This window comes from Mesorhizobium sp. M7A.F.Ca.US.008.03.1.1 (assembly GCF_003997495.1).
Classification (GTDB): Bacteria; Pseudomonadota; Alphaproteobacteria; order Rhizobiales; family Rhizobiaceae; genus Mesorhizobium.
On the sequence record NZ_RZRU01000010.1, the window covers coordinates 205476 to 227649 of the forward strand.

Genomic DNA, 22174 nt, shown 5'->3' on the forward strand with positions numbered 1-22174 from the left:
CTCCATGTCTGAGGGCGAAGCCATGGCGCCGGTCGGTAGCCAACTATCAACCGCGCAGGTGGAAGGCACCAGCTCATCGTCAAATAAAGATATCAGTCCGACACAGCTCAGAATGAACAGTCTTGTTCAACAACTGACTGATTGCGAGGCTGCGGCCAGGAAAACCGACGTCCCCGAGGAGGCGGTGGAGCTGATCAGTGGGGTCGTCGATGCAGCCTCAGCAATTCTGGAGTACCGCGCTAGCCTGCCTGCGGCTGAGGCGCAGACAATTATGCCAGACGACAAGGTGCGTAGATGTTGCCAGATCGTGTGCGACGCCGCGAATGAAGTAGACAAACTTGGCCTGTCGACGATCACGAAATTGGACAAAAAGACCAAGAAAGCGGCAGGTATGGTCGATAAACTCTACTCCTACTCCCAGGCGGACCGGCAGGAGCTGTTGATTTTAAATGTGGAGAACCACCATACGGCGGCAATTAAGTGGTGGGAAAAAAAGGCATGGCGCTCCGAACGGCAGCGATCCGCCTGCGCTGCCACCGCTAGCCTATCCAGTGGAACGCCCGTGATGCGGGAAGCCGAGCGGTGCGCACTGCGGCTGCGTGCCGGCTCGGTACTGAGTGTCAGGATCTGGCTGGTCCGTGAGCGGATCGGTCTTGCGCGGGCCAAGATTGAACTGCGGGCGAGCAGGTTCGAGCCAGATTTGAAGGAACTCCTCGTCGGTCGAAATGGAGTGGTGCAGCTGATGGCAAGCGCCGCTCAAGAAGCTCTTCGCGCCCTCTCTTTGGCGAAGGGCATAATGGATGATGGCAAAACACTCAACGCTCATGATTGCGCGGTTGTAGAAAAAATCATGGAGCGGCTTTCGGATTTTGGATTGGCGTTGCACGAGGTGCATACCAAGCTAAGCCATACCTACCCAGATGCCGGCCTCCCATTGAAACTGTTCGAACGGATCGTGGACGATGCATGGATCACTGCGCACGATGCCATGCACTTGTTGAACCTGCAGTCTCCGCCGTCAGCCATCATGGCGCCACAGGCCCAGGCGGGCGCTGCGATGCCGGCCAGGGCAGGCGCTGCGATACCGGCTGACACTGCTGGTACGGCTGCAGTGTCAGAAGGCACTACAGCGCGAAGGAAAGGGAAGTCAAAGCATAAGTCGGCAGCTCGCGCCGGGACTTCTGCCGCCGGGCAGCCATCAACACCAGTCGCTGCGAACGCCGGCACAGTGCCAGCAGCCAAGGTTCTCGCGCGCTCGGATCAAGTTGCGAGTACACAGGTGAGAGCGCAAGAGGTGGCTGCGAGTTCGTCGGGGGCAGGCTCGACAATCGGGGGCGCCGCGTTGTCAATGGAGGTATTGACGGAGCGGCTCAAACGATTGGACGAACTTTTGCAGTTCGATCTGGCCGGTCAGCAAAGCGTCGTCTCCCAAGTGCGCCAGATGAAGCCTGAGGAGGCCGGTAAGGTCGTGGACGATGTGGCCCAGTACCTGCGAGCCCAGGCCATTGAGATGCAAACCTGTCTCGCCGGGTTGCAGGGGCGTAATGTACGCCTGCTACTCACCTCCACCCAGCTACCCAAAGTGCACGAACGCACAGACCAGCTCAAAGGGTTGCTGAACATGGTGCTGGGACAGGCCAACGCATTGAATGAAGGAAAAGCCGGCATTACGACTGATTGCATGAAGACCTACGCATTTCCGGCGCAAAAATACCTGGAACATTTGTGCAATGCCGACGAATTGATGCCGCCGGAGGCACCGGTCGCGCTGCGTGGCGAGCCAGGAAAGCTGTTTGAGATGAAGCTGCAGCCCAAGATGCTGGTCAATGGTGCGATGCCGAGCCCGATGTGGGTGCACATCCACACGAGTCGCCCCGTCATGGCCAGAAACTTGGAAGGGCTGGCTGATTCCGAATTCACCGCTTGCCACGTTAAATCCAACGAACAGCGCGGCTACAATCGAGAGCGAGAGGAAGCCGATGCTAGGTCCGGTCGCGAGAAGGTCATAATTCATCGCGGCAAACTCACCCCCGCTTTCTGTAAGTCCTTGTTGACCTCAGGGCTTGGCCGCCAACCACGCCATTCGCGTGCCGAGCTCCCGTCGGCGCAGGCTGCATGACAGGGCACTCAGAATGCGGCCGGCCACGCTGTGAGTCAGCGAGCATTTCTCCTGGCCAAACCGCGAATGCCGCTGCGCGAGTTGCGGTCCGGCGATTGGAGTCGATCGGCTACCGTCAGGGCCGATTTGCGATGTCGCGTTACCGGCTGTTGACGTGGCGGCGTATCTTGCCTCCCATCCAACTTATCGCCGAGATCGCGCCGCCAAGATCGAGGCGGAAGGTCTTCCTGCGAGCGCGGAGCAGGCATAGCCGATCCGATCGGGATCGGCGCATCGCAACGACCCAACGGTGTGGTGGAGAAAATTGGATTCGGGAGAGCTCGGTTCCAAGAGGCGGAGTTCCGGCCCGAATACAATCCGCTCGCAAGCACCCACGATGCGCATCCGCAGTTTATTGTCTGGGAGATGGGCTGGATTGCTCGGCGGCGCTGGCGCTAAGGCGGGGCTGTCGCCGGACAATTAGCATTCACTGCCAACAGCCTTGCAACCGTCACCAGTTGCAAGGCTCGGCGGCGGGTCGACAAATCACATGAAATCGTCGTCGGACCCGCTATCGCTGCTGTCGCTATCCTCGGTTTTGTGGAGATAGAGTGGAGGTTTGCCTGCACGCTGCCACTCACCGGCACTGTTCTTCGTCCATTTGTCGGGATGCTGCGTAGGGTCAAGCACCAGGTCGCCATGATCCACTTCAACAAACCCCATCGTCTGCGCGCGCGCTTGTGCTTCCGGATTAGCCGCACGCCAATTCAGCAACGGTCGGTCGCCGTCTATCCGAAGTTGATGCTCCAGCAGAATATCGCCCGCATTTTCGACGAGCGGATGGGCGACTTGAAGATCCACTATGGAAGTGACCTCAGTTCGACCAGGAAATTGTTCCCGCCAACTTTCCGATTCGAACTCGTTCATGCTGAATCCGCCTTCCATTCTCAGCAGTCCGGCACTCCGGTCTCCCAATTGGTAACTGAAATATCGCGCGTGCTCCGTATCTCGACGGATGCCATATTGCTGAGCAACGTCCGCGGTGCGCCTGGCTCGTGACGATACGAACTCCGAATACTCTTGAGGATTGTCGGCGATGTGCGTGATTTCATCACCATGAAATTGCCTCACCTGTCTCCTGAAGGAAGTCCTGTTGATCTCCACCACAGGAGGTCGGGAATTGAGGGAGTATGCTTGGGGAGCCGCCGATGATGAGGCGCCGCTACCTTCCGATCCGGATAAGTGCATTCGGGCAAATGTGTCCGCGAACCCTTCGCTTCCTGCATCCGATTGCTCGCCGGCATTATGCGCGCGGTAACTATCGGATGAGCCACCAATTCGACCATACATGACGATTCGTACTCCTATGTTTCGCAACCGAGCTCAAGTTAGCACGGCTGTTCAACATAGGGCGCTTAGTTGACGACTAGCTGACGAGGGCATTCCAACGGCTGCACCAATCAAATCCGCACTGCCGGCCTCAAAACCTCGGACTGCGCCACGCACCGGCCAGCAGAGGCTGCAAGGTCATGCCCGGAGGACTTGCCGTAGTTGCTGGGTGGCAGATCCGAGGGGAGTGATTGCCCCAGGCCCGCGGTTGCGCGGTTGGCCTGACAGAGACACTGGGGCACGGATGGCCAGCCGACATTTGCCACTAGCATGGAGCCAGGTCAGTTTTGAACTGGGCAGTCGTGGACTTCCATGACTAGGCCAAGCCTGCGGCAAAGAATGCTTTCGCGACAGGCTGGAAATATTGCATAGGAACCGCGTGGCCGAGTTTTGTAGTGCCTATCAGCTGACGCGCTAAGACATGGTCATGGACGATCGTCAGGCGTAGTGCCCGCGCCTCGCTCAACACATGTGAAACGCGCTCACCTTCGGCACGGCAAACTAAGAACGGCACCCCGGTTTCACCGCGAACGTAACGCAGACCGATCAGGACCGCCCTTCCTGTTAAGACCAGCGTGGCGCGATGCACGCCAAGCGCAGGCTCGTCGGCCGCCTCCTCGCGGATGCGACGCTGTTCACCTTTCAACTCTGGCGCTCCTTGCTGATCCTTCGACTCGCGCGTCACTTCGGTATTGGTCATGCGCATTTCGCGCAGATACAACGCGCGCTGGAGCAGAAGATCGATCAGTCCGCCGACCAGCAGTGCGCCGGCGCCAATTCCCATCAGCAATTTTGTCTCCATAAAGATGAGGCCAACACAGCCCATGCCGCAGATCGGCAGAGGGACCATTGTCTTCCACATCCCGAGAAGGACAATGGAAAAGGTTGCGCTGAGAACCAATACCTTGAACATGGTCTTGCAGACTTCGACCATGGAACGAGCAGACCCCAAGCGCTTCAGCCCTTCAAAGGGGTCAATTTTCTTAAAGCTGAGCTTCATCGGCTCCAGAGAGAAGACAAATCCACCATTGGCTAGCAGGCTGGCCAAAATCACCGCGGCGACAAGGGTTCCAAGCAGCGGGCCAACAGCCGCGACTGTGAGTTGGACGAGCACAACCAATGCCTGCGGCACCGCGGTATCGAAAGGTAGGCTCTGCAACTTGGTGGCTAATAGGAGCGCTTCCCGGCATTTGTCCTCGATCACGCTGCCTCTTAGCCAAAGGTAGCCGAGCCCAGCGCAAGTCCCGACCGCGCGGACGAAATCGGAGCTACGTGGCAGCTGTCCTTTTTTGCGCGCTTCACTTAACTTCTTCGGGCTGGCGGCGTGTGTCTTCTCTTCACTTGTGTCGCTCATGGCAGCAATTTGTCGAACCACTCCAGCACGCCGTTGGCACGTGTGACCTCCAGTTTCATGCTCTCCACCAGATAGGCAGCGTAGGTGACCATGAGAACTGGAAAGACAATGTTCTTGATTGCCGGAGACAGTTGGCTCGCCTTAAATTGCGGGGCAAAGCGACGCAGCAGCATCATCGATATATCAATCAGTATCAGGAAGAACACGACAGGCCCCGAAACCAATAATGCCGTGCGCATTATGCTGTCGAGAAGCCCCAACAACTCCATTGCTCCTGGCCCGCTCAGTGTCGGGTGAAACTGATACACCGGCCAGATCAAGTAGCTGCGGTACAGGACACTGATCAAAGTTTCCAGGCCTCCTGATCCGACGAATATGGCAATCGCAGTGATCCCCAGAAAAACGCCCATCGCGGAAGCCTGACTGTTCGTCGCGGGATCGGCCGAAGCGGTCGGGCTGCTGATGCCGCGTTGGTTGTCGATAAGCTCCCCGGCAGCCTGAAGGCCCCAAAGCGGAATGCCAAGAAAAGTGCCAAGGAGTACACCGACAAAAACTTCCTTGAATCCGAGCAGGGTTAGCTGGATCAGGCGCGTATCAGGATCCAGCGCCGGCAATCCGCCGCTGACGTGTGCCAGGCATGGTAGTGCGAAGCCAACAGCCAAACAGCCCCGGATCAGCCCACTGATCTGCGAGCGTGTGAATACGGGAAAGATCAGCATGATGCCCATCGCGCGGGCTGCCCCAAGACCTGCCGCAACGACGAGTTCGAAAGCCGTCTGGATCAGAATTTGAATATCGGCCGATGGCGCGTCCATGGGGCGGACTAGTAGCTAAGTGTCATTGCGGGAAACTCGGTGAAGATCTGATCGGCTAGCTCTATGAGCGGGGCGCTTAGCACAGGAGCAAACAGCCCAATCACCGCGACAACGACCAGAAGCTTCACGGTGAGCGGCAAGCTTTCATCCTGGATCTGCGTCGCCGCCTGGAGGATGCCGATGACGAGGCCGACAACCACTGATGCAATGAGCGGCGGTAGAATCCAGATCATGAAAACCACCAGTGATTGGCTCATAAGAGTAATGATGCTGGATTCAGTGATGATCAGCCTCCCGGTAACGTATAACTCAGCACAAGCCCATGCATCAATTTTGACCAACCATCAATGGCAACAAACAAGAAGATCTTGAACGGAACAGATATAACAGTTGGTGAGACCATCGACATACCCATTGCCATCAAGATAGTTGTCACTATCAGATCTATAACAATAAAAGGCAGATAAAGTAGAAATCCTATCTCAAATCCGCGCTTCAATTCTGATAGCAAGAAAGATGGTACAAGTATTGCAAAGTCATCAGGCGTGGCTGCAGCGTGCATTTCCTCTGGCCAGACCTTTTCTGTCGAAGATAGGAAAAATCGCCGCTGCTCTTCATTTGTGAATTTCTTGAGATGCTCGCGCAAGGGCTCACTTCCGGCTTTAGCGGCGCTTACCCAGTCGTCGAATGTCTGATAGTGGAGCTTGGGATCCGACATGCGGTCATAGGTCTGCTCAGCAACGGGCGCACTAACGAACATAGTGAGGATCATCGCCGCGGCGTACAGCACCACATTGGGTGGTATGGTCTGGGTCCCGAGCGCATTGCGGACGAGGAAAAGAACAATTGATACCTTTACAAAGGCCGTTGTCGTGGCAACTGCTAAAACCAGCAGACCGAGTCCGGCGGTAACCGCAAGAAGCGCCAGGATTGTCGGCTGAGCTTCACTCATTGCATGCAAACCCGCCACGGAGCCTGATGCCCAGCTCTTCTCCGATGCGGACAATGTCGCCACGCCCGATACGCTGACCATTGGCCACTATGTCGACCGGGCCGTCGATCGGCCATCCAAGTTCAAAAATATGCCCTTCGCCGGCACTTCTTAATTCCCCAAGAGAAATAGGCCAGCGGCCGCATTCAAAGACAAGCACGATCTCGACATCGTCGAGATCCTTAGTAAGCTCCAGTTGCGATCCGGGTTGTGTCATATGCGCACTCTCCAAAGGACACGGTCGCGGGCGGAAAGGCCCCCGCAAGATTAATTCATCGCCGTCAAGATCCGCCTCGGCGCACAACTGGCCGACAGCTAGGGTGATCTGGCCGCGGCCGAACGGCGCAATATCGGGCAACAATGCATCACCGACACATGCGCTTCGAAGAAGCGCCGCAGGAAGGCGAAGCGTGCCGACCTCTCCTGCAACAATGAGCGGGAGCTCTGGAGGCAGCCCGCCCAGCTGCCGCGGCAACTGGGCAAGCAGTTCGCCTAGCGCGCGAAACGCAGGCGGTACTAAGCCGTCAAGTGGCGTGAACAGGAATAGACGGCCCTTGCCCTTGACCGCGCCGAAAATGATGTCGAGTTCAAGATGAGGAGCCAGCATCGTGGCTTCGCATACCCGCACGAGTTGCACGTTCAGACGCGTCGTCTCCTCCAGTCGAGTGACAAGCGGCTCCAGAGCGAGTTCGAGAATTAGCGAAGCAGTTGGCTCGGAAGGGAAGGCCAAGCCGTTCTGCACTGTCGTGATGAACTCCTCTACGAGCGGGCGCGACAGTGACAAGATGACCGTTTCGGCTCCCACTCTCCAGACGCAGTCAAGCATCGGAATGGCAGCAGGTTCCTGCTGCCAGACAAGCCCTGCCGTTCGCACCGATAGCGGCACCTCGTTGATCCGGCTTTGAAACGGCGTGCGCGGCGCTGCTGTATCATTGAGCCACGAGACAACCGTGTGGGACAGTTTCAGAACTGGTTCGAACATGGCGGGTGTGACCGCAGCGCCTATCAAAGACTGCACGGTCGTGTCATTCGGACGACCTCTTGCGACCGTCGGATCCGGTTGCGCGGCATTTAGGCAAGCGACCCCCTCGCATATTTCAGCAGTATCTCATCGTCGGCCTCGATCTCGGCTGCGGCCTCCGAATGAGTCTCGACGGCGCGCCGCACGTCGTCCTCGATTTGTTGCCATTTGTCCCTTGCCGCCGAACATATGACCCATAGCTCCCTCGTCCTGGACGCCGCCATCTCAGCCTCCTCTTGAGCGATTTGGGTATCATCAAGCATCTGCCGTCTGGAATTGATCTCAGCGGCAAGTTGTTCAGTGTGAAGGCGGTGACGGTCGAGCGCTGCGCTAGACAAGTTGTCGAGTGACATCAGATGCTGATAGAGCGCTGCTTCTTTTCTTGAACAATGTTGCTGTATCATTGCAAGCTCCCTAGAGGCATTTTGTACGGCTGAGGCGGCCACATCGCGCTGGGCTTCCTTCTTGGACAGCTCGCCAAGGGCACGACGCTCTTGCATTTCCTTCAGAAGCCGTATACTCGAAGACTGAATCCAGTTTACGCGGTCAGACGCGACATCCATGCGACCGTCTCCTCGAAATCTGACGCGTCATCTTCGCTCTGGCGCAGAAACTCCCTCAGTTCGTCGATTGACGCGACAGCCCGGTCAGTCAGGGGATCTCCACCTGGCTTGTATTCGCCAACATTGATCAAGAACTCGGTCTCGGCATAGCGCGACAGGAGCTCGCGGAAAATGGATGCTGCCTTGCGATGTGTCCCCGAAACGACTGCATCCATGACGCGGCTGCGACTCTGCAGCACATCAATAGCGGGGAAATGCGATCGCGCCGCAATAGCGCGTGAGAGGATGACATGGCCATCGAGAATACCACGCGATTCCTCGGCGATTGGATCACCCGTGCCATCACCCTCTACAAGCACCGTATAGAAGGCCGTGATTGAGCCCCGCTCACCCATGCCGGCGCGCTCGAGCAGGCCTGGCAGCATGCCAAAAACGGAAGGAGGAAAGCCCCGTCGCGTCGGCGGCTCACCCGCAGCAAGGCCTATTTCGCGCATAGCGCGGCAGAAGCGCGTCAGCGAATCCAGCATGAGAGCAACGCGTAGGCCTTGATCGCGGAAATATTCCGCGAGCGCAGTCGCCATTGGAGCGCATTGCGCACGCTCTACCGCCGAGCGGTCGGATGTTTCAACCACGACGACCGTACGGAGAAGGCCCTCTTCACCAAGATTCCTTTCGATGAATTCACGAACTTCCCGTCCACGTTCGCCTATGAGCGCCACTATGACGACGTCAGCGGCGGCACCCTTTACGATCTGTGACAACAGCGTCGACTTGCCACCACCTGGCTCGCCATAAATCCCGATCCGCTGGCCCTCGCCGCACGTCAGCAGACCATCGAGGACACGGACCCCAAGCGGGAATGGCCGCTCAATCATGCGCCTCGTCATCGGATTGGGGGCTCTGCCATGCAGGGGCCGAGTTTCGACGGTCTTGATTTCGCCTTTGCCGTCCAATGGGCGGCAACGACTGTCGATCACGCGACCGAGCAAATCGCCGCCGACGGGCACCTCACGCATTCGGCCAGTGGCCACGACCTCTGCGCGGCTGGATAGGCCCACCAAGTCCCCGATCGGTGTCAGCAATACACCATCACCCGACAGGCCGATCACCTCGGCCTCGAGCGACAGCCCGGTTCGCGGGTCCTCTAGGAGGCAAAGTTCCCCAATACGAGTGTCTGGCAAGACGGCATGAACCAGTGTGCCGATAGCCCGCGTGATCCGACCGCGCACCGCACGCGTGTCAATTCGCTTGGCCGCAGCCCTCAAAGACGAGATTGCTGGAACGAGAGCTCGAGTGTGGGCGTCAGCGTTATGTTCTGGGACGGGCTTTCTCATAGCTCGCCTTTCTCACAGAGCGTCCCGAAACCAAGGCGCAGCGCGCGCATCTGGGCGTCAAGTCCAAGGTCAACATTGCCGTACTCGCTCCACAGCACGCAGCGTTGCGGCGACAATGTCGGGTCGGGCTCGATCCGCACCCTTGGTCGACCATCCTGGCCGTCGCATCGAGCAAACTCTCGTGCAAGCATGTCGACTTGCATGGGAGAAACATGAAGGCAAACGTCGGCGCCGCTGTATTGACACTCTATGGCGTGACGAACAGCCCTCACCAATAGCTCGCCCGGATCGAAAGCGCCGATAAGATCGCTCAATATTTCCATCACGAGCTGCGGCAATTCCTGCTCCAGAGCCGCCTTTCGTCGCGCGATTTCGGAGATTGTCTCCGCAATCAACCCTGCCATCTCCTCGGTGCCTGCATTCGAGCCCTCCATGTGGCCGCGCGCCCACGCCCGCTGGTAAACCGCGCGTGCCCAGTTTCGAACGCGCTGCCGATGCCGTTCTGCCGCGGCAAGGGCTTGCGCGGCGCTGTGCCAGGTTTCGAGCTCGCTCGCGGGTATCAGTGGTCCGACTGGACGCATCTGCGGCGCTATTGGCCCCTCGGAAAGTTCGACTGTCATTTCACCGGGGTCTCTGTCTCAAAATGAGCTACTACAAGTGAAAGCAATTGGCCGGCGGCGGTCCAATGCTCATGTGCTGGAGTCTCCGCGGCAGTCCCCTCGGGCAATCGAAGAAGCACGCGGTTACGCTCGGTCGCTGAACTGTCCTGGAGCCAAGCTCCAAGACATGCGTGTCCATCGTATTCGATTTGCTGAGCGAGTTTTTCTGGGTCCGAGATCAGTCTTTTGTCAACAGCATGCAGCAGGTGTCGGATTCCGAATGCGTGTGCATCCACGCCGATGCGTTTAACAAGGATGGCAAGCTCAGGCTGAGAGACAAACGCGACCAGCGAACGGGCATGCCAGATACTACCAGCAAGAAGGGTCGCTCGATATGGATCATGCCCGCGTAGAAGGTCCGGCCTGCAGCCGATGTGGTTCAGATCCACGTCATCGTTGCCCAGCAATTCTGCCAGCCTTGGATGCAGTCTGGAACACTTCTGCAACTTCACTAACGTTTCGGCCGATAACGCTGGATCAAGACGCGCCGCAAGACGGGTTGGATGGGCCGAAGCCGCAAGCTCGCTCGCGCCCGGAAAGTGCGGACCATCAGGTCGGGCGGTCTGTATAGGCATTGGCAATGAGATGTCACCCACGTCCAATTGCAGGCATTCTTTTGCGAATGGCCTCGACAGCAGAAGCATCCCGGCGCCCCTCGACCTTGGAAACGCCGGTTGATTGCTTGCGCCGACGCGTAACAACGCCGATCAAGAGATAACAGGCCACGGCGAATACGGCTGCGGCAAAACCTGTTACGGTCGCCAGAAGTGGCGCAGGAAGAGGTAGTGATGCTTGTGGCAAAACAGCAGTCGGATCGGGCCGTTGCTCGTGTGCGGAACGTTCTACCGGCACCAAAACCACTTCCACCTTATCGTAGGACAGGCCTTCGATGCTGTCGGCTACAAGCATCTTTATCTTTGGCAGCAGAGCCGCGACATTTGTTTTTGCGTCGTGCCTGATAAACACCGAGGCCGAGGATGGCGTGGCACCGGCTCGCACAAGGTCGTTATGCGGCAGCACGACGTGAACACGTACAGAAAAAACGCCATCGATATCGCTGATCGTCCGCGACAACTCTTCGCTCAGGGCATACACGTAACGGGCACGCTCTTCGGTCGGCGAGGCAATCAGGCCTGATCCTTGGAATATCTCACCGAGGTTCTTGAAGGATTGGCGCGGCAGCCCCTTGGCGTTCAGAAGGTTGATTGAGAAGGCGAGCAGCTTTTCGTCAACCTGGATCGTGCTGGTTCCATCCTTGGCGACCACCCGGATCGCGGCGACCCCGTTGTCTTCAAGAAGTGCGAGCATTTCATTTGCCTCACGCTCTTGCAATTGCGTGTAGAGGTCGGCTTTGCAAGCAGTGAGGGCGACGAGAACTGGCAGCATGACAAGTCTAACCGACCGCCACCCTGACAGGCCACGCATGATTTCGCCCTCGGCCAAGCCAATCATGCGCGCGGTTCAGCCTTCCTTCAAAAGTTTATTCACGGATGATGTGACGCCGCTGACGCCTTTGGAGATAAGCGCCACCTGGGTGACGCCGTTGTAAACATCCCGAAGACCAGCCATCATCGTTTCGAAGTCTTGCCCTTGTTGGGGAATGCCCGAGATTCCGGTTCCCGCCTCACCTGGAACGGGAAGCTTCTGCGCCGGTCCCGGTAGAGCGCCCTTCGAAAGGGCTATGTCATGGTCGAGCGCGGGGAAGGAAACAGTGTTGTGTGGATATAGGGAGGAAATCGTCTGCAACACGCGATCGCCCATGCCGCTCGTCGGCGCAGCCGCGCGCTGAACATCCATCGCCGCAGCAACTGGCGCCGCACTCGCTGGCCCCGCGGCGGCATCGTTTTTCAGCGAGTCGGCTGCATGCCCTAAGGCGCGCTCAAACTGGGCCTGCTCGACAATCGACGGTGATCCGACCCTGGGGAGGCCAGCCGTTAGAGTGGCAGAGATCGACGTGACAGGCATCATCATGTAAGGACTCGGTTGCTCTCTCTGACCGGGCGAGCCCCGCCCATTCATCACCCGGTGTCGGCGCAACACTCCTAGGGGGGCAAGCTGACAACAAGCTGACTAACGGCGGCGTCATTTCGACAATCTAAAATCTCTTCGGCAATTTAGTCACTTGTGATGATTTCAGCGTTTGGTTTATCAGTGCGACATGCCGAGAACGCTTATCCAACCCGTCACCCTGCATGTTTTGAGACTTCTTTGTGCCGGGTTTTTTCTGTCCACCGGGATTCACCCGGCGCATGCAGTCCCGCTGTCCCTTCCGGCGACACCCTATAGATACACGGTTCTGGATCAGGAGCTCGCTGCAGCGTTGCAGGAATTCGGCAACAACCTGAATATCAGGGTCAACATCAGTCCTGCGGTGAAGGGGCGAATTCGCGGACGTATGCCTGATTTGCCACCGCGCGCGTTCCTCGACCGCTTGACGAACCTTTACGGTCTACAATGGTACTATGACGGCCTTGTGCTCTATGTGTCTGCTGCACAAGAATCGCAAACTCGAATGCTTTTGATGACGTCGATTCGCTTCGATGCGTTCAAGGGGGCTCTCGACAAGCTTGATATCTCCGACGAGCGCTATGTGGTCAAACCCGTGCCAGGCAATGGCCTCGTCTTCGTTTCCGGTCCACCGCGCTTCGTCGCACTCGTGGAGCAGACCTTTAACGGCTTGGTGGCGCAGGCGCAGGCGCAGACTCACATAGCGGCAACGCCAAAGGAATCAGTGCTGATCTTGTTTCGCGGCTCCTCCACTACGGTCGTTCGCGACGGACGACCGGATGCTTCTTATTCTTCTGACATCCCACAACAGGATAGCGTTGGCGGGAAGCCTGAGCTGGGCAAGAAATGAACATTGAGGATTTCCCGCAGCTCTGAAGAACATGACTGCGGCTACCCCTTTGTGAACTCTTCGCAAACTCGTCAGTTTCTCGAAAGCTAATCCGCTCATGATGAGTCCCGGCAGCTCTCGCGGTGACTCCGGCCATTGTGTTGGACCGAACCTTGGAGCCGGCCCGGAACACAGCAATTGAAGGCAGGGCAGGCGCATTCGTGACCTGCCGACGCTTGGAATTGTCGAATTTTGTGAAACGCAAGGGATCTTCTGTCGGGGTCTCTTGTGGGGATTTCAACGTCACGTCTGAGGATGCATAATGTCGGCCAGTAATCTTTCAACTTTCTACCGCTCAAATTCGCTACAGTCCGCAAGGGGTTGGCCGGGCCTGAAAGTTTCCCATTTTGCGACCCAGCATCAGCAAAGTGCATCGTGCTTCGAAGCGATGCTGTCCACTTGTGTGCTGGCAGACAAGCCCGGCTCTTTCGCGCAAGGGGATCTGCCAGCGTCGAATCTTGATTCGACAATGGATAAATTGCGGCAGGACCCTTTGGGCCATCTGGCACCGGATGTCTTGACATTGAATGGCTTGGAGCAACACCCACTGGATCTGCTGCCGCCAAATATGAGGGCGGCTCTCAAGGAGGACCAATCGCAACGCTCCAAGGCGACTGAAGCCCAACATCTGCTCGGCGTCACTCCGAAGATCGAGCCGGCTCCCAGGCCGAGCCCCGGAATCACGTGGAACGGTGGGTCGCTGACCACGGCTGAGTTGCAGATTGTTGCGGTACTCAACCGTCACAAGGACCAATGCCCGCTTACTTGGAAGTCGTTGACCGACAAAGCCAATGATCCCTCTACGCCACCGGATCTGAAAGCGGCGATCCAGGGACTGCAGCAGGATTCGGGACTTTTTTATGCGATTGGCTCGCAGGGCGACGGCCGCTGTGGAGGCAAGATCAACGCCAAGGACTTGGCCGGATTTTCAAACCACCACCCACAAGTTGCTGCATTTCAGGAAGCCCAAGCGCGAAGCTACGAGCAGAACTACATACCATCCGACGGCAGCGGAGGTTTGCAGCCTTCGGTCATGACCTTGAGCGATGCCTTGCGGGAGTTTTACCGGTACTCCGAAAATCTGTCCAAGGACCTGAGTCTGGATGAGTTCAAGAAAATGGTCGGCGGCGAATCGAAAAACGGCAAATTTCCGCCCCAGGTCATTGCGGCGGCGCAATATTTCCTCGATCACCCCGATGCTTGGAACCAGTTGTGCGGTGGCTCGAAAGGGAAGATGCACAAAGAGGATTTCCTGCAAGTCGCCTCATCGTCGATGAGCCTCACGCAAACTGAGCTGAATACGGTCGAGATGATCAAGGACCATCAGGACACGTTCTTTGGAAGCGGTGTTCTGACTCGCGACAAACTGGCGAAAATGAAAGACGACAAGAGCCTTGATCCGAAAGTGCGGGAAGCAGCCTCTCAGCTCCTTTCAGATCCTCTTTTGTTTGGCCTCCTGAACAATTCGATCACGGGCTATAAGACCCATCATAAATTCTTCGACTTTGGCGGCGGGCATACGGTTGATTCCGGCAATATCAGCAAAAAAGACTTTGCCCATTTTTGCACAAACATGTCGTCTGCGAACCGCAACGTTCAGCAGCCAATCACCCACGGCGCCCAAACCGCAGAAGAGCAGAATGCCGTCGCGGACATGAAGATGGGCCTGATGGACCAGCCTGACATTAAGTCAGCCAAAAAGAACGGCGGGGCCGTCATGCACGTCGTCGACTCCGTGCTCAAAATCGAGACGAAAGTGCTCGACTTGGCGGCAACGGCGGTGGGACTGCTCAGCTTCATTCCGGGCCTCGGACAAGTAGCCGATCTTGCCTCGATGGTTCTCGAGGCTGAGTCGCAAGCAGCCAATCTCCTGCGTACGGCCATTAACGGAGGCGATATGAAGCGAGCGCTGGAGGAAGCTGGCCTCAATATGGCCGCGCAGGCGATCGGCCTTATCGCAGGCCCCGAGGTCAAGCTGGCCATTCGAAATGGGCTCGTAAAGCACCTGATGGAAGAGGCCTTGGCGGCAGGCATTGATCTTTCGGTCTCGACGGCGCAGGACTACGCAGAAGGCTATGTGAATAACCTCAAAGCGCGCCTTGCAGGCGGCCCTGAGCAAAGCCTAGGCCTTCCGAGCATGCCATCATTCCAGAGTGTGGCAAGCAATGTGCCCTTCGTCGGCATTGCCTTATCCTAGCCGTCGCCTTGCGCGGAAGCTTTGGCTCGCGCGCTGACATAAGGGTCATTGTGGCACAAGCAGGGGTTCATCCGCATCAACGCAAGCGGTGTTCCTGACGCCATCTGGATCGGACTGTGAGGGGGATGTCCGAAGTCTGTGAAGACTTCGGTATATGACGACTTCAGAGTTACGCTGAGCCCAGCCATCTCGAGCCGGTGCGCCGGGTCGAGGTTTTCACGGGCGCCGGCCGGTAGCGGGAATGGTCTCCGGAAGGCACGGCGCGGATGGTGGCGGAGCGGCGCAGCCGAAGGAACGGCTGTCGCGCGCCCAGGGCGGCCTCCCGAACAGCAGACGATGATCTCCTGCCTTGGGCCTATATCCTCGTGCCACGCTCAAGGCAGTCGGCTGAAAACAGCGCTGATTTAAAACAGCATTATCCTGCACTGCACCCTCGATCCTTGCGCTCACCGATCGCTCGTCGACACGCACGCGGTCAAGTCGTTATCGGCGCTATGCCGATGGGCTTCGAGAGCAAGGTGGACGCTGAGCGGTGCGTCAGCCTCAGGGCGCGGCTGGCCAGCTTTGGGTCTCACGCTCTATGACGGCAACACCCGGCTGATCCACTTGGCCTGTTCGCGGGCTCCCGGCAGCGGCGCGGAAGCCACGGTCCGCCTTCCTCGGCTTCAGGCCAAAGATACCGCAGCATGCTCCAGAGCTATGTCTGCCGCCTTCGCCCCATCGTCGCTGGTCATGTGGAAAGGACAAGCAGGCTACGCACCCTATAATCCCGTCGGGCAGGATTCGACAGTCGACGGCGAGACATTCGCCAAACCTCCCCCTTGATTCTCAGCAACGTTAAAAAAAATTCACATAATGTTCGTGAGTGTAGTCTCCTGTCAGGTGGTACATTAGCCCCAATATCTGGCGTCTTAGTCGTAGAAAGGACTGTGATCTATCTTCCATTAGCATCCATACCAGCGGATTTACAGCAAATGACGAGAGAGGTCTCATGCGGATTGATGGGGATAGAAGGGCTAGCGGCTTGCTGCATCCCGTCCGGGTTGATGCTAACCAATGTTGACACTGGTAAATCGCCTAAGGACGGCAGCGCATCTTGATCGCCTTCGAATCCTGGGCCTTTGCGCGCATGCGGATCTAACCGTCGGCGAGCTGGCCGATATTACCGGTCTGCCTCGCGAGCAGGTTCGACGCCACGTTCGGCGGCTGGTCAGAGCCAACTTTCTTTGCTGCAACGAACAACGTCCGCAGTCTTCGTACCATATGCAAGCAGGAGGCAAGGATGGCGAGCTGGCTCAATTGGTGGTCGATCTCCTGCCCCACGATGATGGCCATCATAAAAGAGACCTACAACGCCTGGAAGCAATACAAGACGCGCGGTTGAAGGGACCGCCTGCTTGATCGTGAAATAGATCAGTCCAAATGGAGCGCGACTACCATGGATAACTCCGCCGGCGGCGCCATCGCGCAGCCCGACACTTACGGGCGGCCTCACTTAGCCGCCGTCGACTCCCGCGTTCACGAACTGCTTCTAAGACAGGAGCGTCAGGAGCGGACAACTCTCAAACTGATCGCCTCCGAGAACTTTGCCTCCTCGGCGGTGTTGGAAGCGACCGGGTCGATTTTCACCAACAAGTATGCCGAGGGATACCCCGGTGCGCGCTACTACGCCGGAAACGAGATCGTCGATGAGCTTGAGACCCTCGCGATCGAGCGCCTGAAAGCGCTATTTGGCAGTGAACATGCCAACGTCCAGCCTTATTCAGGCTCGCCAGCCAACCAGGCTGTCTATCGCGCGCTTTTGAGCCCCCGTGACAAAGTCATGGGCTTGCCTTTACCCGAAGGCGGCCATCTGACTCACGGTTGGTCCGTCAATTTTTCCGGCAGCGATTATCAGCGCGTCCCGTACAGGCTGCACGAAAAGACACAGCAAATTGACTATGACCACTTGCGCGAGACCGCCAAGCGGGAACGCCCGAAGCTAATTTGGGTCGGCGGAACTGCTTATCCGCGTATTTTTGACTACGCGGCAATGGCCGAAATTGCTTCGGAGGTGAACTCGTATCTGGTGGCTGACATCGCCCACATCTGCGGCCTGGTTGTCGCAGGAGTGCATCCGAACCCCGTGTCCCATTGCGATGTGGTCACCAGCACCTCTCACAAGTCGATCCGCGGTCCCCGGGGTGGCTTCATTTTATCAAGGAATGAAGACCGTTATCAGCCCCTCCATCATCCGAAGAGCAAACACAATCTGGCCAAACGTATAGACCGCGCCGTGTTCCCTCTTCTGCAAGGCGGACCGCATATGAATACTATCGCCGCGCTTGCCGTCGCTTTGCAGGAAGCAGCGAACTCGTCCTTTCGTGTCTACGGTCAGCAGATCGTCCACAACGCCAAGGCTCTGGCCCAGGCACTTCTGGAGCGAGGTTATGAACTCGTCACCGGGGGCACTGACAATCACATGCTGATCCTTGATCTTCGGGACCGGTCGCTGTCAGGCAAAGCCTATGCGGAGCGCTTATCGCGTGCAGGCATCATTGCGAATTTCAATATGGTCCCGGGCGACCGGCGGCATCCGGCGCTGACAAGCGGCATCCGCTTAGGGACACCAGCGGTGACGTCCATGGGCATGCGCGAAACGGAGATGGTGCAGATCGCCGCTTTCATCGACTCGGTCTGCCGCCAGCCCGATGACCAGGAAGTTCATGCGAGCGTACGAAGAGACGTTGCCGACTTCTGCACTGCGTTCGATGTTCCCGGCATCCCCGACCGATAAGCCACCCCAATCCAGAAACTCCTCACTAACTCCAGCACTTGAAGCGAGGGCATTTTTATGACCAGGCAGTTCGTGTTCTCTTCCGAATCCGTCGGCGCGGGACACCCCGATAAGATGGCAGACAACATCTCCGATGCCATTCTCGATGCGGTCCTGCGCACCGATCCGAAGGCGCGCGTCGCCTGTGAAGTGTTGGTGAAGACGGGGATGGTCGTTGTGGCTGGCGAGATCACCAGCCATGCCCACATCGATTACAGCCAAGTCGCCCGCGATACGATACTCGATATTGGCTACGACGATGATGCGATTGGCTTTGATGGTCGACGTTGCGCCGTCGTTCTGGCCCTCACCGAGCAGTCGCCCGACATAAGCCAGGGCGTTGATGAAGGACGAGGGCAGGATCTCGGGCAAGGGGCAGGGGATCAGGGCATCATGTTTGGATTCGCATGCAACGAGACGGATACATTGATGCCCCTGCCGATCCAACTCGCTCACCATTTGACGAAAAGACAGGCCGAGGTCCGGAAAGCGGGACAGCTTGGCTGGCTGCGTCCGGACGTGAAATCTCAAGTGTCGGTACGCTACGAAGGGCTCCGCCCGGTGGCGCTGGATACCATAGTCCTGTCAACGCAGCATGACGAAGCGGTCTCACAAGCCACGGTCCGCGAAGGCGTCATTGAGGAGATCATAAAACCGGTCCTGCCGGCCCACCTGGATACTTCGGGGATCAGATTTCTGGTCAACCCAACAGGGCGGTTCGTGGTCGGTGGGCCTGCCGGCGACTGCGGCCTCACAGGACGGAAGATCATCGTCGATTCCTACGGTGGGACCGGGCGTCACGGCGGCGGTGCCTTTTCGGGCAAGGACCCATCCAAGGTTGACCGCTCGGCGGCCTATGCCGCCCGGTATGTCGCGAAGAACATCGTTGCCAGCGGCCTTGCGGAGGTCTGCGAGGTTCAGCTTGCCTACGCGATCGGCGTGGCCAGTCCGGTTTCTGTCATGGTCAATACCTTCGGAACCGCAAGGATCGAGGAAAAAAGGATCGAGCGCCTTGTTCTCGAGGTTTTCAATCTCCGACCGAAAGGCATCATCAAGATGCTTGATCTCTTACGGCCGATATACCGCAAGACGGCGACATACGGACACTTCGGGCGTGAAGAGCCTGAGTTCACTTGGGAGAAGACGGACAAAGCTGACGATTTGCTGCGTGAAGCCGGACCGGCAGCTGCGTGAGGGCGGCTGGATCAAGCGCATGCGGCAACCCATTTCAACTCGCGAGACCACGCCCGGCCGGCGTGGCAAGAAGCCGGCTCGGGTTTTGGCGGAGATTTTGATGCCGGATTATGACGTGCTTTGCATCGGCAATGCCATTGTCGACATCATCGCCCAGTGCGACGAGGAATTCCTCGAGACCAACGGCATCATCAAGGGCGCGATGAACCTCATCGACACACAACGCGCCGAACTGCTCTACAGCCGCATGGGCCCGGCGATCGAAGCGTCCGGCGGCAGCGCCGGCAACACGGCGGCCGGCGTCGCCAGCTTTGGCGGCCGCGCGGCCTTCTTCGGCAAGGTCTCCAACGATGCGCTGGGCGAAATCTACGCCCACGACATCCATGCGCAGGGCGTCGCCTTCGGCACCACGCCGCTCAAGGGTGAGCCGCCGACGGCGCGCTCGATGATCTTCGTCACGCCCGACGGCGAGCGCTCGATGAACACCTATCTCGGCGCCTGCGTCGAGCTTGGCCCTGAGGATGTCGAAGCCGACAAGGCGTCCGGCGCCAAGGTCACCTATTTCGAAGGCTATCTGTGGGACCCGCCGCGCGCCAAGGAGGCAATCCGCCAGACGGCGAAGCTGGCGCACGCGGCAGGCCGAGAAGTGTCGATGACGCTGTCGGATTCGTTCTGCGTCGACCGCTACCGCGACGAATTCCTCGACCTGGTGCGCTCGGGCACGGTCGACATCGTCTTTGCCAACAGCCACGAGATCAAGTCGCTCTACCAGACATCGTCGTTCGACGAGGCGCTGGCCCAGATCCGCAAGGATTGCCGGATCGCCGCCGTCACCCGCTCGGAAAAAGGCTCGGTGATCGTGCGCGGCGACGAGACCGTGGTGATCAAGGCGACCGCCATCAAGGAACTGGTCGACACGACGGGCGCCGGCGATCTCTATGCCGCCGGCTTCCTGCATGGCTACACGCAAGGCCGCGACCTGCAGACTTGCGGCGACCTTGGCTCACTGGCAGCCGGATTGGTGATCCAGCAGATCGGCCCCAGGCCCCGTCAGAATTTGCGCCGCGAGGCTGAGCAGGCGGGGCTGACCATTCCGGACGTTCAAACGAGTTAGTGGCCTACCTTCCCGTTGTGCAGGCTATCTCGCCAGAAGCGCAATCACGGAATAGGGAAATCCTGATGTCGAACATGATGAAGGCGCTTGTGAAGGCCAAGGCCGAACCGGGCATCTGGATGGAAGAGGTGCCGGTGCCGGAAATCGGCCCCAACGACGTGCTGATCAAGATCAAGAAGACGGCGATCTGCGGCACCGACGTGCACATCTACAATTGGGACCAGTGGGCGCAGAAGACGGTGCCGGTGCCGATGGTGACGGGCCATGAATTCGTCGGCACCGTTGCCGATTTCGGCGCAGCGGTCACCGAATACAAGGTCGGCCAGCGTGTATCGGGCGAAGGCCACATCGTCTGCGGCCATTGCCGCAACTGTCGCGCCGGGCGAGGGCATCTGTGCCGCAACACGCTCGGCGTCGGCGTCAACCGTCCAGGCGCCTTCGGCGAGTATCTGGCGATCCCGCAGCACAATGTCGTGCCGATCCCCGACGATGTGCCCGATGAGATTGCCGCGATCTTCGATCCCTTGGGCAATGCCGTCCACACCGCATTGTCCTTCGATCTGGTCGGCGAGGACGTGCTGGTGACTGGCGCCGGGCCGATCGGCATCATGGGCGCGCTCGTCGCCCAATGCGTCGGCGCGCGCAAAGTGGTCATCACTGACATCAACCCGGTGCGGCTGGCGCTAGCCAAGAAACTCGGCGTCCAGCATGTCGTCGACGCCTCGAAGGAGAAGCTGCGCGACGTCATGCCGGTGCTCGGCATGACCGAGGGGTTCGACGTCGGCCTCGAAATGTCAGGCGCCGCCCCCGCTTTCCGCGACATGATCGACACCATGAACAATGGCGGCAAGATCGCCATTCTGGGCATCGCGCCGACCGGCTTCGAGATCGACTGGAACAAGGTCATCTTCAAGATGCTGCATCTCAAAGGCATCTACGGCCGCGAGATGTTCGAAACCTGGTACAAGATGATCGCGCTTGTGCAGGGTCCGCTGGATGTCTCCGGCCTGATCACCCACCGCATCGGCATCGACGATTTTCAGATCGGTTTCGATGCGATGAAGAGCGGCAGTTCCGGCAAGGTGGTGATGGACTGGTAGGGATTGCCTTGGCCGCTATTCAGGAAAAGCTGACGACAGCACCTCTGGTCCGCCGGACATTTTCCAACTAGGGGAACATGGCTGGGTGGAGAGCTATGGCTCCGCTACGTGCGCTCGCTAATCATATACGGCGACGTATCGCGGCCCACCCGGTGACGGTCGATGGGGCAATTCGCTTCAGTCGATGACGGAAACCCGGTGAACCGATGCTGAGGCCCCGACGCGATCGTCTATTTCCTATGATCTGCGATTGAGGTCGAGGTGTTGCCGCTTTCAGCGGGTAAGATGCGATAGACGACTTCCGGTACCCTTCCGGTCAGCGAAAAGGAAGGCAACGAGCCGCATTGCCTCAAGCAAAATGTTACCAATAGTGTCCTGTTCCAAAGGGGATGGACAGGTCGTGCCATTCCGGTTCGGGGGAAGGATGGCGCGGCTCAGCATGGCGACACGGTGAAGCGGCGATCGTGGAGCTTTATTGCGGCGTTGACAAGCGGCGCATTCTGGATGAGTTCGAGGCGGTAACCGGCTATTATTCGCAAGCGCGCGATCCGTCTTATGAACCGTCGTGAGCAGAGGCCGTCTGCGGGCAAGAGCCGCAGCCGCTGTTACGGCAGCGATGTCCGCGACGCGCTCA

20 protein-coding genes are annotated in these 22174 nt (G+C 58.3%); 8 read left to right on the forward strand and 12 right to left on the reverse strand.

Annotation, left to right across the window (positions count from 1 at the left end):
* Positions 1-4 precede the first annotated feature (4 nt).
* Complete coding sequence (locus tag EOA16_RS16355) at positions 5-2119, forward strand: hypothetical protein (protein WP_224570035.1); 2115 nt, start codon at positions 5-7, stop codon at positions 2117-2119.
* Between the two features lie 525 nt (positions 2120-2644).
* Here the strand turns inward: EOA16_RS16355 and EOA16_RS16360 are convergent.
* The 12 genes from EOA16_RS16360 to EOA16_RS16415 all read right to left on the reverse strand — a co-directional run bounded on the left by EOA16_RS16360 (position 2645) and on the right by EOA16_RS16415 (position 12195).
* A complete protein-coding gene (locus EOA16_RS16360) occupies positions 2645-3448 on the reverse strand; it encodes a hypothetical protein (protein ID WP_024505378.1) in 804 nt (267 codons plus the stop codon).
* Between the two features lie 355 nt (positions 3449-3803).
* Complete coding sequence (locus EOA16_RS16365; protein WP_024505377.1) at positions 3804-4841, reverse strand: EscU/YscU/HrcU family type III secretion system export apparatus switch protein; 1038 nt, start codon at positions 4839-4841, stop codon at positions 3804-3806.
* On the reverse strand, positions 4838-5656 hold the full coding sequence (gene sctT, locus EOA16_RS16370; RefSeq protein ID WP_063169270.1) for a type III secretion system export apparatus subunit SctT: 819 nt from the start codon (positions 5654-5656) through the stop codon (positions 4838-4840). The genes EOA16_RS16365 and sctT overlap by 4 nt, the downstream gene beginning before the upstream one ends.
* Before the next feature lie 8 nt (positions 5657-5664).
* Positions 5665-5940, reverse strand: coding sequence for an EscS/YscS/HrcS family type III secretion system export apparatus protein (locus EOA16_RS16375; protein ID WP_024505375.1), 276 nt, complete (start codon positions 5938-5940; stop codon positions 5665-5667).
* A 2-nt stretch (positions 5941-5942) separates the two neighbouring features.
* Entirely contained in the window at positions 5943-6608 is a 666-nt protein-coding gene (gene sctR, locus EOA16_RS16380) for a type III secretion system export apparatus subunit SctR (RefSeq protein WP_029354851.1), read from the reverse strand.
* On the reverse strand, positions 6601-7629 hold the full coding sequence (gene sctQ / locus EOA16_RS16385; RefSeq protein WP_095769044.1) for a type III secretion system cytoplasmic ring protein SctQ: 1029 nt from the start codon (positions 7627-7629) through the stop codon (positions 6601-6603). The genes sctR and sctQ overlap by 8 nt, the downstream gene beginning before the upstream one ends.
* Before the next feature lie 89 nt (positions 7630-7718).
* Positions 7719-8231 carry a hypothetical protein gene (locus tag EOA16_RS16390; RefSeq protein WP_063169269.1) on the reverse strand — a complete coding sequence of 171 codons (513 nt, stop codon included), beginning with the start codon at positions 8229-8231 and terminating at the stop codon, positions 7719-7721.
* Positions 8207-9565, reverse strand: a complete 1359-nt coding sequence (sctN, locus tag EOA16_RS16395) for a type III secretion system ATPase SctN (protein ID WP_063169268.1) — start codon at positions 9563-9565, stop codon at positions 8207-8209. Before sctN ends, EOA16_RS16390 begins: the two co-directional genes overlap by 25 nt.
* Positions 9562-10185: a type III secretion system stator protein SctL gene (gene sctL, locus EOA16_RS16400; RefSeq protein WP_024505371.1), complete on the reverse strand. Its 624-nt coding sequence runs from the start codon at positions 10183-10185 to the stop codon at positions 9562-9564. The genes sctN and sctL overlap by 4 nt, the downstream gene beginning before the upstream one ends.
* The gene (locus EOA16_RS16405) at positions 10182-10868 is read right to left on the reverse strand and encodes a nodulation protein NolU (protein WP_210326671.1); all 687 of its coding nucleotides are present in this window, start codon (positions 10866-10868) and stop codon (positions 10182-10184) included. The genes sctL and EOA16_RS16405 overlap by 4 nt, the downstream gene beginning before the upstream one ends.
* Positions 10813-11676, reverse strand: coding sequence for a type III secretion inner membrane ring lipoprotein SctJ (gene sctJ / locus EOA16_RS16410; RefSeq protein WP_024505369.1), 864 nt, complete (start codon positions 11674-11676; stop codon positions 10813-10815). Before sctJ ends, EOA16_RS16405 begins: the two co-directional genes overlap by 56 nt.
* A 9-nt stretch (positions 11677-11685) precedes the next feature.
* Positions 11686-12195, reverse strand: coding sequence for a nodulation protein NolB (locus tag EOA16_RS16415; RefSeq protein ID WP_024505368.1), 510 nt, complete (start codon positions 12193-12195; stop codon positions 11686-11688).
* A 187-nt stretch (positions 12196-12382) separates the two neighbouring features.
* On the opposite strand from EOA16_RS16415, the gene EOA16_RS16420 reads away from it, so the two are divergent.
* The 7 genes from EOA16_RS16420 to tdh all read left to right on the forward strand — a co-directional run bounded on the left by EOA16_RS16420 (position 12383) and on the right by tdh (position 21540).
* Entirely contained in the window at positions 12383-13081 is a 699-nt protein-coding gene (locus EOA16_RS16420; RefSeq protein WP_024505367.1) for a secretin N-terminal domain-containing protein, read from the forward strand.
* Between the two features lie 301 nt (positions 13082-13382).
* Positions 13383-15317: an HrpF/NolX family T3SS translocon protein gene (locus EOA16_RS16425; RefSeq protein WP_024505366.1), complete on the forward strand. Its 1935-nt coding sequence runs from the start codon at positions 13383-13385 to the stop codon at positions 15315-15317.
* A gap of 1056 nt (positions 15318-16373) precedes the next feature.
* Positions 16374-16718 (forward strand): helix-turn-helix domain-containing protein, encoded by a 345-nt coding sequence (locus EOA16_RS16430; protein WP_082826567.1) that lies wholly within the window; start codon positions 16374-16376, stop codon positions 16716-16718.
* Positions 16719-16755: 37 nt separating this feature from the next.
* Positions 16756-18093, forward strand: a complete 1338-nt coding sequence (gene glyA, locus EOA16_RS16435; RefSeq protein ID WP_063169266.1) for a serine hydroxymethyltransferase — start codon at positions 16756-16758, stop codon at positions 18091-18093.
* Between the two features lie 57 nt (positions 18094-18150).
* Complete coding sequence (gene metK / locus EOA16_RS16440; protein ID WP_063169265.1) at positions 18151-19326, forward strand: methionine adenosyltransferase; 1176 nt, start codon at positions 18151-18153, stop codon at positions 19324-19326.
* Between the two features lie 100 nt (positions 19327-19426).
* A complete protein-coding gene (locus EOA16_RS16445) occupies positions 19427-20440 on the forward strand; it encodes an adenosine kinase (protein ID WP_063170366.1) in 1014 nt (337 codons plus the stop codon).
* 65 nt (positions 20441-20505) lie between these two features.
* Positions 20506-21540 carry an L-threonine 3-dehydrogenase gene (tdh, locus tag EOA16_RS16450; protein ID WP_063169264.1) on the forward strand — a complete coding sequence of 345 codons (1035 nt, stop codon included), beginning with the start codon at positions 20506-20508 and terminating at the stop codon, positions 21538-21540.
* Positions 21541-22174: the final 634 nt, after the last annotated feature.

Bases quoted from the DNA above. Each gene is read 5' to 3' on its own strand.
- EOA16_RS16355 (WP_224570035.1), top strand. From the start codon at position 5: ATGTCTGAGGGCGAAGCCATGGCGCCGGTCGGTAGCCAACTATCAACC.
- EOA16_RS16360 (WP_024505378.1), bottom strand. From the start codon at position 3,448: ATGTATGGTCGAATTGGTGGCTCATCCGATAGTTACCGCGCGCATAAT.
- EOA16_RS16365 (WP_024505377.1), bottom strand. From the start codon at position 4,841: ATGAGCGACACAAGTGAAGAGAAGACACACGCCGCCAGCCCGAAGAAG.
- sctT (WP_063169270.1), bottom strand. From the start codon at position 5,656: ATGGACGCGCCATCGGCCGATATTCAAATTCTGATCCAGACGGCTTTC.
- sctR (WP_029354851.1), bottom strand. From the start codon at position 6,608: ATGAGTGAAGCTCAGCCGACAATCCTGGCGCTTCTTGCGGTTACCGCC.
- sctQ (WP_095769044.1), bottom strand. From the start codon at position 7,629: ATGTTCGAACCAGTTCTGAAACTGTCCCACACGGTTGTCTCGTGGCTC.
- EOA16_RS16390 (WP_063169269.1), bottom strand. From the start codon at position 8,231: ATGGATGTCGCGTCTGACCGCGTAAACTGGATTCAGTCTTCGAGTATA.
- sctN (WP_063169268.1), bottom strand. From the start codon at position 9,565: ATGAGAAAGCCCGTCCCAGAACATAACGCTGACGCCCACACTCGAGCT.
- sctL (WP_024505371.1), bottom strand. From the start codon at position 10,185: ATGACAGTCGAACTTTCCGAGGGGCCAATAGCGCCGCAGATGCGTCCA.
- EOA16_RS16405 (WP_210326671.1), bottom strand. From the start codon at position 10,868: ATGCTTCTGCTGTCGAGGCCATTCGCAAAAGAATGCCTGCAATTGGAC.
- sctJ (WP_024505369.1), bottom strand. From the start codon at position 11,676: ATGATTGGCTTGGCCGAGGGCGAAATCATGCGTGGCCTGTCAGGGTGG.
- EOA16_RS16415 (WP_024505368.1), bottom strand. From the start codon at position 12,195: ATGATGATGCCTGTCACGTCGATCTCTGCCACTCTAACGGCTGGCCTC.
- EOA16_RS16420 (WP_024505367.1), top strand. From the start codon at position 12,383: ATGCCGAGAACGCTTATCCAACCCGTCACCCTGCATGTTTTGAGACTT.
- EOA16_RS16425 (WP_024505366.1), top strand. From the start codon at position 13,383: ATGTCGGCCAGTAATCTTTCAACTTTCTACCGCTCAAATTCGCTACAG.
- EOA16_RS16430 (WP_082826567.1), top strand. From the start codon at position 16,374: ATGTTGACACTGGTAAATCGCCTAAGGACGGCAGCGCATCTTGATCGC.
- glyA (WP_063169266.1), top strand. From the start codon at position 16,756: ATGGATAACTCCGCCGGCGGCGCCATCGCGCAGCCCGACACTTACGGG.
- metK (WP_063169265.1), top strand. From the start codon at position 18,151: ATGACCAGGCAGTTCGTGTTCTCTTCCGAATCCGTCGGCGCGGGACAC.
- EOA16_RS16445 (WP_063170366.1), top strand. From the start codon at position 19,427: ATGCCGGATTATGACGTGCTTTGCATCGGCAATGCCATTGTCGACATC.
- tdh (WP_063169264.1), top strand. From the start codon at position 20,506: ATGTCGAACATGATGAAGGCGCTTGTGAAGGCCAAGGCCGAACCGGGC.